This window comes from Caballeronia glebae (genome assembly GCF_001545035.1).
Taxonomy (GTDB): Bacteria; Pseudomonadota; Gammaproteobacteria; order Burkholderiales; family Burkholderiaceae; genus Caballeronia; species Caballeronia glebae.
The window spans coordinates 17,166-28,539 of sequence record NZ_FCOJ02000034.1; the positions used below are offsets into that span (position 1 = coordinate 17,166).

An 11,374-nucleotide genomic window follows, 5' to 3' on the forward strand; every position below is an offset into this window, starting at 1 on the left:
ATGCGCCCACATCGGCGTTCGCAGCGACTTACGACTTGATCTCGTTCGTCATCCGAGTCGGAGACTACCGAGATGCGCAGGTCGCCGCACGGCAACGCCTACTCGGCGTACGGTTGCGGCGGATGATTTCACGTTCGACCAAACAACAGGTGACGACGATGACAAAATTTGCTTTAAGAACGCCCGCCTTAGCCGCTACGATTGCCTTCGGCATGGCAACCAGCGCGTTCGCTCAACAGGTTCAGGTCCGTGGCGCGGTGGTGCAACTGACCGTGCCGGATACGGAATCCCAAGCCGCTCCCGACTCTAGTTTCGCCACCGTCAAGGCGATGGCGCTGCCACAAGCCGGGACCGCGCCGCCGACGGCGGCGGAGTCGGAGACTCAGGCGCCGAATGTGAACTTCGGCCCCATGGGCTCGTCCGCCGGCGCAACGGGAAGCGGGGTGCAGTCGCCCGTTCGGGTCGCGCCGGCATTGACCGGCGGAGCCCGCTCGCAGGACGCGCAGAGTCAAGAGTTCGGCACGTCGGGACAGCCTTTCAATACTTCGCGAGTCCTGACGCCGAGCACCTACGCGTTCAGCCCGACAGGCTGGCTGACTTTCAGCACGCCCAGCGGCGGATATCGATGCTCCGCGTCGCTCATCAAGCCAGGAGTTGTGGTGACTGCGGCTCACTGCGTCGCCCTCTTCGGCAGCAACAAGCTCTATTCGAACTGGAAGTTCGCGCCTGCGTATAACAACGGCACCGCTCCATATGGCGTCTGGGGCGTGAGCGGCGTCTGGCTGATGACTTCGTACTACAACGGCAGCGATTCATGCGCGCAGCGAGGCGTGATCTGTTCGAACGACCTCGCGGTTCTGAGGCTCACGCCGCAAAACGGGGCCTACCCCGGTTCGAGAACGGGATACTACGGCTACGCTTGGAACGGTTGGGGCCTAAACTCCGCAAAACAGTCGCTCCTAACTCAGCTCGGCTATCCGGCGGGACTCGATTACGGCGTGATCATGCAGCGCAACGATTCTCAGAGCTACGTTTCGGCGAGCCTTTCCAACAATACGATCATCGGTACGGCAATGAACGGGGGATCGAGCGGCGGGCCGTGGATCAACAACTTCGGCCCCGGTGGCGTGCGTAACGGCGTGCCTTACGGCTCGTACTCCGCCCGGGAAATCGTGACAGGCGTGACCAGCTGGGGCTATACCAACCCGAACGTCCTCCAGGCCGGCGCGTCGCCGTTCACGTCGAACAACATCGTGCCGCTCGTGAATGCGGCTTGCACCAACGCCGGAAACGCGTGCTGACGGATTGAAGGCGGCGTGAGAGGGTAATGCATATCGAAGAGGAGCGCGACCGCCCCGTTTGGGCAAGGCGCTGGATTCGTCCAGCACCTTGCTGTTTCACGTTCCACTATTGACCGGTCCGAAGATCGCGTTCGGGCGCGACCTGAACCGGCGACTGCTCACCGCTACCCGCGCTGCCCTCAGCGCTTCCCGTCGGGCCAGGATGGATCCCGGGTGCCAGCCCGCGCGATTGCGCCTCGGATGGAGGCTGGACGTTCGTGTGCGGAAGCGGCATCGGCTGCGCCTGCGAGAAATCGAGCCCCGCGTTCGACTGCGACGTCGGATTGGATGGCCTTACTCCGCCTGTCACGGATTGCACCTGCTGAGGAAAGGCATTGCCGGCGATGCCGAGCGCCATAAGCGCGAGCGACGCCGTTTTCCCTACAGAATTGAAAGAAGCCATTGTCATCACCTCACGGTTCTTCGAGGTCTCGGAGAGATGTGCTCCGCACCTCGATACTGCTCGCGACAACCCTAGCGTGCAATAGCGCCGGTTAAGTCACATGGGGCGTCTGAATTATCCGCCTGCGTCAAAGCGATGAACGGCGCCCAACGTTCCCGGGACGCTCGAATTGAAGGCATTTTCAGAAAGCCTCCAAAAAGGCGAACAACGGATCTGAAGTGTGTAGCATATCGGCGCGACGCAGCTCGCCTCAGATTGTTGTCAAACATGAGCAAGGAGATCGGCCAGTTGGTGGGCCAAGCCCGCTAGAAAAGGATCGATGACGAAAACCACTACGGTGCCGTCGCCTCTCACGGGGCTGAGCAGTGGAAAGTGTATGGGCTCGATAAACCGAAGGAACACCCTTACGTCGCAGGGGTCGAACGCCTTATTTCGGCTGTCTAACTGTCCAATCGTGTTCAATCGTCGGTTCTGTACGCGACGGGAACCGACCTGTATTTGTATCTCCCGCGTAGGCGCTGGGTTGGTCGTCGCGCGCGACGGCTGTCAATTTCCGGTCAATATTGTGGAAGAGCGACATGTCATGCTGACGCAGTCCATATCCACCGCGCCCTTGACAATGTTGAAGCGAAGCGTTTACGGCCTCACGGATCATACGACGAAATGGTTGCCGCGATCGATTTCTCGCTGCAGGGGATCCGATCGCCTTATGGCCGCCCGTGGTGCTACGTATCACCATCTGAGCTGCGATTCTGAAGGAGAGGCAGTGCCTGCCGCGCATGCGCCGCGATTATAAAGTCGAAAGACTCTCCACTTGCCGGGCTGGCCCACACGGTTCATCGAGACCCTCCTGAGCCCGTGCTCGCTCGATTCGGTGAGCCCCGTGCGCACCAATCCGATGAGCCGCACCTTTTGCGACGATGGTAGGTGCGGGATTGTTCACGTGTTCCAGGCACACGATCCATTGAGACTCATGCGTGCGAGAGTCGTTGTCCGAATCGATTGCAACGTGATACTGGCCGTGCCGGGCACACTTTCGCTGTGCATGACCTCCACGCGCGACAACCGATCCAATCGCAACGCAACCTGACCGAAGCGACCAAAAAGACGCAAAAATCGGCATTCAATCATCCTCGATGCCGCACTTATCCGATGCGACATTGCCTGCACCCACGTTCTCCTCCGCGTTGCGGCGTCGCTGTTCGTCTGCGTCGAGCAGGCGGTTATCTGCGGTTGCGATGCCATTGGCGAACGTCTGCCGCTTCGCACGGCCGCGCGAACCGTCGCGGATGTTCGTCGGTGCCATGTTGGGCGCGAACGGACCGCCTGGCACCGCGCTCATGCGCAGGATTTGCGGCGCGGCGGCGCTCGTCCCTTCGAACGGAATGGACGAACTGCTGCGCGTACCGGCGGCCATCACGCCCTTGCGAACGATGGAGCGGTCGGACACGGCCGCGACACTTGGCGCGGCCTGAAAAGACGGATCGCGATGCTGATCGAAGCCCGTCGACGAATACGGCGCGGTCGCCTCGCCGTCTCGCTGATAGCCACCGACGACGCAAGGCTTCGCCCCTGTCGCGATGGAACTGAGCGTGCCCTCGCGACGAATCCAGCTCGCGGGCGACGCGCCGTCGTAGTCCTGCTGCGCCGTGTAGGGGTCGAAGCGCACGTAGTCGTCGTCGTCGAAACGCGACTGGCGGCCGCGCGGCGGAAAGCCATCGGGCGTCTCGTTGCGTTGTACCCACGCTTGCACGGTGACCTGATTCGCGCCGGTATTGGTGAGTTGGATCATCCAGTCGCCGTGAGGCGCGGGCTGCCGCTTTGGGTCGCGCGTCATCGTGGGCGCGAGCGCGACGAGAATCATCGGCGCGGCGCCACGCGCTCCAACGCCGCGATGCACGACCGTGCACAGGCATCTTCCCTGATGCGTCCACGTTCCGACATGCCGAAATGCGATGACGCCGCTCGCCGCGCCGCCCGTTGCTACGGCTTCCGGATCCACATTCGCGGCGCCCGGTGGCACGACGTTCACCTTGATCGTCGCCGGGTCCGCGTCTCCGGGGAGCCAGATCTCGACGAAGCTCGGCGTCAGGCATTCGGGCATCACGCGCCAACGCAGCGTTTTCGTCTTGCCCGCGTCCATCGTCAGCGTGCCATGACAGCGGTCGAGATTGCTGTTGCCGGCAGGAAGGACGATCGAGCACGCGTTGGTGTCGGCGAGTTCGTCCATCGCCTCTTCCAGCATCGAGCTACCGTCATGCGGTCCCGCGAAATAGCCGTAGCTCATATTGATGAACGCCCGGCAATCCGCGCCCGCTATATCCTGCGCGCGCGTGATGATGTAGCGGAACGCGTCCAGCGCTTGCGCGTCGAGCCAGAGGCCGGATGTATCGCGCACGGTCCGCCCGGGCTGGCGGAATTGCACGGCGATCAGGGCGGCGATGGGTGCGGGCACTGCGCTGCCGTCCGGCAAAGGCGGCGGCGGACGCAGCGGATGAGCGCCTGCCGCGAGATCCAGCGTCGCCGTGCCATGCGCCCAACGCCGCGCGACCGACGTGTTGCCCGCCGCGAGATACACCGCATCTTCGTCGATCGCGCCGCCCAGAGCCGCGTTCGTCATAAGCTTGCGCATTTCGGCTTCGAGCATCTCGCGCCCGTAGCCGAGACCGGCCGCAGAGTTGTCGGGATCATCCTGATTCCAGAAGCACCGCACGCGCGACGCCGCGCCTCCCGCGTCGGCATAAAAATGCTGATGGGCAAACGCGATCCCGTCATCGCAGACGCCCACCACGGCCTTGCCGAAAGCGGTGTTCTGCGACGCCGATGCGCGTTGCCGCTGGTCGGACGTATTGACGGCATCACCGCGAAGCGGCTCGCCGGCGAGCACCGGCGTAGCAAGCGTGAAGCGTTCGATCATTCCGTTCAGCTCGACGTCCAGATGTTCGAGAAACGCGAGCGTGACGAAGGCCGTGCAGAAGCGGGTCGCCTCCAGTCCTGCCGGCGGATAGCGATAGAGTTCCGACATCCAGATCCAGTCCTTGCCCGAGGCGATATTGGCGAGGTCCCACGCCCTCGCGACATTCCGTTTCGCTTCAATGGCGATCGGCACGAATCCCGCAGGCATGCCGCCGAGCTCGTCGAAATGCGTCGCGACCGCCCAAACGAGATACGGATCGAGGCGCGGCAACGCCAGCACGGCAGCGTGCGCGGGCGGCAGCCACGCCGCGGCGGTATCCACTTCCCAGACCGGAGCCATGCTGCCTCCCTACGCGCGGTTAGCCTTCAGGCTATTGCCGTTCCACTCGTTCGTGGCCTGTTTCCAGAGCCACGCGAGCATCCGCGAACCATCGCGCGTCTGCCTCGGCTCGTCGATCTCGATGTGCTGATAGTTCGGCACGGCTTTGGGTGAGTTCGCCGGAGGCGGTCCGAACGTGCCTTGCCATTCGAGCGGCTCCTGGTCGGAGAAGTCCTTCGTGCCATCGAAGTTCTCACCCCTAAAAACGCGCGGCACGTAGGTCTTCCGAACCGTCCCGATATCGCAGCGATGCACGAAATACTCGGCGAGCGTCGTGCCGAGCAGGTGTCCCGCCGCCGTGTCCACGGGGAAGTGCACGCCCGCGATGGTCCGGTTGACCGCGACGCGCCGCGCCTGCGCGTAGAGCTGCGTGCGCAGCATGTTCGACTGCACCGCGCCGCCCGAGAGGGATTCCTTTCGAAGATCATCGAAGAACTTGGCCATTACGCCCGCGACGATGTACGCCTGAGTCGAATGGCCGCTCGGCAGCGAGCCATGGCCCGGCGTAGGGATCATCGGCTGAACCTGCGGCGAATAGTCAATCGCGCGGCTGCATGCGAGCGCGTGCTTGAAACGCATCTCCACGGCAATCGCGAAGCGCACCACTGTGCTCAGCAGTTCCAGCGTCTTCGGCGTGCGTTGCGGGCTCAGGAAGAGAATCGTGCCCCAGAACTGCGTCTGCGGGCCCATCTGCAGTAAGGTTTCGTTCGCGCGCTCGCCGCGGAGGTCGGAATAGCGGTCCATGAAGATCAGCTGATCCTCGAAGACTTTCGTACCCGGCCGATGCATCTCGACGACAGGCAGCGGCCCGTCGAACGACGGCTCCGTCCCGTTGGCGTCCATCGTGGCGGCGCGGTGCCACAGCGACACGCCCTTGCGGTCGGGCGACAACGTGAATGCCAGATTCGATATCAGCTCGAAATCGAACACGTTCGCACGCACCCAGTCGTCCCAGCGCCAGAGCTGACCGTTATCGTCGAGATGGTCGATGCCGTCGTTCTCTTCGCTGCCGATTTCGAAGACGTTCTTGTTCCACGGACCGCAAATGCCGTCGCGGTGGCCGATTAGAGCATTCGTCTGCGCTTCGAAGTCGCCGAGGATGTCGCCCGCGCTGCCCACTCCGCCGACGCCCCCTACCCCCCCTACTCCTCCCACGCCGCCTACGCCACCCACACCGCCGAGAGTCGTCATTCGTTCACCTCTTTGCTTTTATTGAGGGGTGCCTCCGGAACAATCGCGCGCCGGCGCTAATGCAGGGGCAATCCGGCGCGCCGCAGCGCGTCCGACCAAATCCGCCCCGTTTCGAATGCGGCGCTCGGCGAGCGTTCGAGAAAACCGTGCACCGTGAGTTGTGGCTCGATCGCAAGCACCTTGTTGATCGTCAGCCGGGCGTCATCGACGAGGCCAAGTTCGGCTTGCGCGATGGCGAGTGCGCGCAGCGTCGATGTGTTGTTCGGACTATTGCGCAACGAGTGTCTGGCGAGTTCGATCACGCGCTCGTACTGACGCGCCGAGAGCGCCGCCGTCGCGCAGAGCGACTCATAGAAGCTGCGCAGCGGATCAAGCGGCGAAAGCGCGAGCGCGCGCCCCGTCGATGCGACGGCTTCCTCCCCTTCGCCCCTGAACGCATGCAGCGTGCCCTTGAGCAGCCACGCGAGCGAGTCGTTCGGGTTGATTTCAAGCGCACGTTCGTAGCAGCTTTCGCCGGCATCGAGCTGCTTCAGCAGATTCGTGCGCACGAAGCCCTCGATCGCCAGCGCCATCGACGAGCGCGAATCGGCATCGAGCGCGCGCCGCGCGCAGGCGAGCGCGGAATGGGCCTCGCCGATCCGGTCCGTCGTCCAGCCGCGGTTAAAACGCAGAACGTGCCACTTCGCGAGCCACGCATACGGCGCCGACTGACGGCGCGCGCGGTCCGCGAGCACGTCGAGCATCTGGCCCGCGCGCTCGAATTCGTCACGCGCGCCGCGATGCATGAGCGCGATGGAACTCAGGAGCAAAGTCGAACTTTCGAGCGTCGGCAACGCCTGGCTGCGTGTGCGGTCCAGTTCGTGCGCGACGATCGCCGTGCACACCGCGGTATGGATGCGCGCGACGAGCGCACTTTCTCCGCCGACCACGGCTTCGATTCTGTCGCCGAGCGTTTCCGCCCAGACCACGGATTCGAGCTTCGCGTCGGCCAGTTCGACCGAAAGCACGATCTTGCCTCCGCACGTCCGATACGCGCCCGAGAGCACGTAGCACGCACCGAGCAGCACGCCCGCCTGCGACGCGCTCGTGTATTGGTCGCGCAACATGCTCGTCGAGAGACGCGAGATCACACGGAGTTCATCGCTGCCCGAAAGACCGGCGATGATGTCGTCGGCGAGAATTTCGCCCAGCACGTCGTGGTCCGCTTCGCGAGCGCGCGACGCAAACGGGATCACCGCGATCGATGGCCGCAGCACGCCGCCGCCCGTCGCATTGGGCGCAATCACCGGTTGCGGTCCCGGGCCGCCGAGCCGGTATGCATGCACCGGCTGGGCGAGATGCCGCAGATGACATTCGCCGAGATCCTCGATACATGAATCGAACACGCCAGCGAGCCGCTCCTGCACGGATGCCGAGATGACGATCTCACCGGGCCCCGCGAGGTTGTAGAGGCGCGCCGCCAGATTCACGCCGCGCCCATAGACATCGCGCTCGTCGGCGAAGAGTTCGGTTTCGTGGAGGCTCTCGCGCAGCATGAGGGGCTCGGCGCGCGTCTCGCTGTCACCGCTCGCGCCCGCGCTCAGCCGGCAGGCTTCCTGGATCTCGAGTGCGCAGCGCGCGGCGGGCAACGCATGCTCGAACAGCATCATGAGGCCGTCGCCCTCGGTGCGGATCAGGCGGCCGTGATGGCCAGGCACGATGCAGCCTTCGATCCGCGCGCGCAAATTGCGCCAGCGCGCGGCGGTGCCCGCCTCGTCGGCTTCCGCCAGCCGGCACGACTCGACGAGATCGGCGAAGAGAATCGTGCGCACGAGTCGTTGCAATACATTGGACGTATCGGCGAGTTCCACATTCATGTGACAAGGCCCGATTGATGGCCGCTTCCGTTCCTAGGAACCGAAGTTCCATGCTCCCACCGTCATCGCAACAATCGCAATAGGACGGCAGTCCCCGGATATCGCGCGGCGTCTTGATGACGATTGGAATGGGCCGCGACGCCCGGCATCTTTTACTTGCGCCGGATGTTTCGGGTGACGAAATGTACGACGCCAAACATAACGTAGTCATTGCGTTAGCGAATAGCAAGTCGGCATTGCATGTCGATGTGATCCGCCGCCGTTTGGGCTGCTTGTTCCAATTTTCCCGCGGTCGCGCGCGTATGAGGCGCACCAGAAAGAGGCGAGCTTATCGAGTGCCGGAGCAGGAGTCCGAAACGATACGAATGTTGCAATTGGCGTCAAAAGACGCGGCGCGCTTGCACTCGTCATCAATGTAAAAGGGCTGGGCAATCGGTGGCCCGTGCTAAAGGCGCTGCTTCACAGCACCGGATGCATCGATGTTCCATTAACCCTCTGATTTCGCTGTTGATCACACGAATGAGCCGCCGATCTCCTTCGTGCGCCTCGATTCTTTAAACGCCGTAAAAACCATCGAGCGATGCGTGGCAAACGCGGCCTCGTCGATATCAGCCTCACGCGATTCGCTCGTCGCGCGTCGCGCGCGGGCAACATCCCTTCTTTCACTGCCACAACTCGAACGTTCGTCATGCGAATTGGAAGTAATGGTGCGATGACGCACACACATGTATCATCCGTGCGGCATCGGCGTTGTATGCGTTTGCTTTGCTGCCTATACTGCGTTCGCCATCAGAGATGCTGCGAGGCACGCATATGACCGGCAAGGACTCGCCCGCGCGACGCGCGATACACCTTCTCGTTTCCGTCGCGATGCTCTTTATCCTTGGCTGCCTCGCCGGTAGCGGCGCGGCACGCGATGCGCACGCCGACATGCCGGCGAAGGGTCTCGTCTACTGCTCGGAAGCCAGTCCGGCGGGCTTCGACGAGGCGCAGTTCACGTCGTCCGTCGAAGCCAGCGCGGCGGGCTATACGGTGTACAACCGACTCGTGGAATTCGACCGCGAGAATGGCGATATCGAACCCGGCCTCGCCGAGAGCTGGGAACGCGCAGCCGACGGTCTCCAGTACACCTTCCATTTGCGCCGCGGCGTCAGATTTCATACGACCAAAGACTTTACGCCGACGCGCGAATTCAATGCCGACGACGTCGTTTTCACATTTGAACGCATGCGCGATCCGGAGCATCCTTTCCGCCGCGCGTACCCCGTCTCTTTTCCGTATTTCCGCGATCTCGGGCTTGCAACGAATGTCCAGCGCGTCGAGGCGCTCGATCCGCATACGGTGCGCTTCACACTGGCGCGAATTGATGGCCCGTTCATGCAAAAGATGGCGATGCCGTTCGCGTCGATCCTCTCGCGCGAATACGCCGACAAGCTTCTCGCATCGGGGAAGGCGAGCGACATCAACTGGCATCCTGTCGGCACGGGACCGTTCGTGTTTCGCGAGTACACGAAGGACGCGACGATCAGCTTCGACGGAAATGTCGACTATTGGAAACCGGACGTCGTCAAACTGAAGTGGCTGAAGTTCGACATCACCACGGATCCCGCGGTACGCCTGCAAAAACTCAGGGCTGGCGAATGCCAGGTGATGAGCTATCCGCGTCCCGCGGATATTGCGTCCATCAAGACCGACGCCCGCATTCGGCCCATGAATCAAGCCGGCTTCAATCTGGGCTATCTCGCCTACAACACGGCGAAAGCGCCGCTAGACGACGTGCGGGTACGCCGCGCGCTCGATATGTCGATCGACAAGCACGCGATTCTCGCCGCGGTTTATCAGGGCACGGGGATCGTCGCGATCAATCCGATGCCGCCGATGCAATGGGGTTATGACTTCGGCATCAGGGATGCGCCCTTCGATCCGGCGCGCGCGAAGGCTCTACTCGCGGAAGCAGGTCATGGCGATGGTCTGAATCTTAAGCTGTGGGCCATGCCGGTATCGCGGCCCTATAATCCGAACGCGCGACTCATGGCGGAGATGATCCAGGCGGACTGGGCGAAGATCGGCGTGCAGGCTCAAATCGTCACCTACGAAATGGGCGAATACGTGCGGCGCGCCCGCAATGGCGAGCATGATGCGCTGCTCATCGGCTGGAGCGGTGACTACGGTGACCCGGACGACTGGCTCGGCGTGCTGCTGGGCTGCGATTCCGTGAAAGGCAGCAACTTCACGAAATGGTGCTACAAGCCGTACGACGATCTCATCAAGCAAGCGCGCGAGACGCTCGACATCGATGCGCGTACCGCGCAGTATTCCCGCGCGCAGCAGATTTTCAAGGAGCAGGTTCCGTTCACGCCCATCGCGCATGCGGTTGTGTATCAGCCGGTCACGCGCAATGTTTCGGGCTTCAGGATCGACCGCTTCGGGATGACGCGCTTCTGGGGCGTCAGCATCGAATAAAAGCCGGGGGCGCTCTCGGGGACCGCCGTCTCTTTTTGCTTAGGCCTCTCGACAGAATGTGAAAAAACTATTCGGATCCGCACACGCGACGCAGACACACCCGCTTTGCCGAATAGATCAAGATCGCTTACAACACCTTTCACAATGATCTGCTCGGACTATCCTGAGAGCGGTCCAGGCATGTGGTGAATCGCTTGCCAAAGCCACCCCTGAGGTCGAGGCGTCGCAAGCGGAAGCCTGCGTTGAGCGCGGTCGTGCTCGCGGGACTGGTCATGTCGTGGTCGCTGCCCGTGCTGCACCCCGCGCAATGGCTTCTCGATGCGCGCGAGCCGTTCGCGAGCGGCTTCATCGACGCGGCGGTCCTCACCGCGCGACAGATGTTCCGGACCGTCTAAAGCAAGGTCGTCCGCATGGGCACGTCGCAGCGTCGAACCCCAACCGCCCTCCCTTGGAACTTGGATCCTTGGGATCCATCACCTGCTTCTGAATTTGACCGTCCGCAACAAGTGCATACAAGTTGTCTCGCACGTCACTGGCCGAAGCCCGCCGCGACGAGTGTGTGCTTACTCGTCGCGGTGCGATGATATAGCAGTCGCCGAGCTTCGCTGACACGGTCGCCGCGGTCTAAGCATAAAGCGCTGGTTCCTGGATCCCCTAACTTCAGATCGGTCTGCTCAGGGCCGCGTTCGATGTCCGCGGCGTCCCGGTATTAGCGCTCAAGAAAGGTTTTCTTTCGCGGCCGGAGGTGGCTTGGAGATGTAGAGGACACCCACTTCCGCTCAGTTGCGCCTCGGTAAGGGCCATTGAGGCTCGGTGGGCACCGATG

At 62.7% G+C, this 11,374-nt stretch carries 6 protein-coding genes; 3 read left to right on the plus strand and 3 right to left on the minus strand.

Annotated elements, in window-relative coordinates:
* Window positions 1–35: 35 nt before the first annotated feature.
* Complete coding sequence (locus AWB82_RS21985) at window positions 36–1,301, plus strand: trypsin-like serine peptidase (RefSeq protein WP_235023397.1); 1,266 nt, start codon at window positions 36–38, stop codon at window positions 1,299–1,301.
* Between the two features lie 1,565 nt (window positions 1,302–2,866).
* On the opposite strand, the gene AWB82_RS21995 is transcribed toward AWB82_RS21985, so the two are convergent.
* From AWB82_RS21995 to AWB82_RS22005, 3 genes are read right to left on the minus strand one after another with little or no spacing between them, the layout of a single operon-like run.
* Window positions 2,867–4,999 (minus strand): S8/S53 family peptidase, encoded by a 2,133-nt coding sequence (locus tag AWB82_RS21995; protein ID WP_086970989.1) that lies wholly within the window; start codon window positions 4,997–4,999, stop codon window positions 2,867–2,869.
* 9 nt (window positions 5,000–5,008) lie between these two features.
* Window positions 5,009–6,229: a phosphatase PAP2 family protein gene (locus AWB82_RS22000; protein WP_086970991.1), complete on the minus strand. Its 1,221-nt coding sequence runs from the start codon at window positions 6,227–6,229 to the stop codon at window positions 5,009–5,011.
* A 56-nt stretch (window positions 6,230–6,285) separates the two neighbouring features.
* Entirely contained in the window at window positions 6,286–8,085 is a 1,800-nt protein-coding gene (locus AWB82_RS22005; protein WP_086970993.1) for an adenylate/guanylate cyclase domain-containing protein, read from the minus strand.
* Window positions 8,086–8,898: 813 nt separating this feature from the next.
* Between AWB82_RS22005 and AWB82_RS22010 the strand changes: the two genes are divergently transcribed.
* Window positions 8,899–10,548 (plus strand): ABC transporter substrate-binding protein, encoded by a 1,650-nt coding sequence (locus AWB82_RS22010; RefSeq protein ID WP_086970995.1) that lies wholly within the window; start codon window positions 8,899–8,901, stop codon window positions 10,546–10,548.
* Between the two features lie 242 nt (window positions 10,549–10,790).
* Window positions 10,791–10,943: a hypothetical protein gene (locus tag AWB82_RS37705; protein ID WP_159462615.1), complete on the plus strand. Its 153-nt coding sequence runs from the start codon at window positions 10,791–10,793 to the stop codon at window positions 10,941–10,943.
* Window positions 10,944–11,374: the final 431 nt, after the last annotated feature.

Bases quoted from the DNA above. Each gene is read 5' to 3' on its own strand.
- AWB82_RS21995 (WP_086970989.1), bottom strand. From the start codon at position 4,999: ATGGCTCCGGTCTGGGAAGTGGATACCGCCGCGGCGTGGCTGCCGCCC.
- AWB82_RS22000 (WP_086970991.1), bottom strand. From the start codon at position 6,229: ATGACGACTCTCGGCGGTGTGGGTGGCGTAGGCGGCGTGGGAGGAGTA.
- AWB82_RS22005 (WP_086970993.1), bottom strand. From the start codon at position 8,085: ATGAATGTGGAACTCGCCGATACGTCCAATGTATTGCAACGACTCGTG.
- AWB82_RS22010 (WP_086970995.1), top strand. From the start codon at position 8,899: ATGACCGGCAAGGACTCGCCCGCGCGACGCGCGATACACCTTCTCGTT.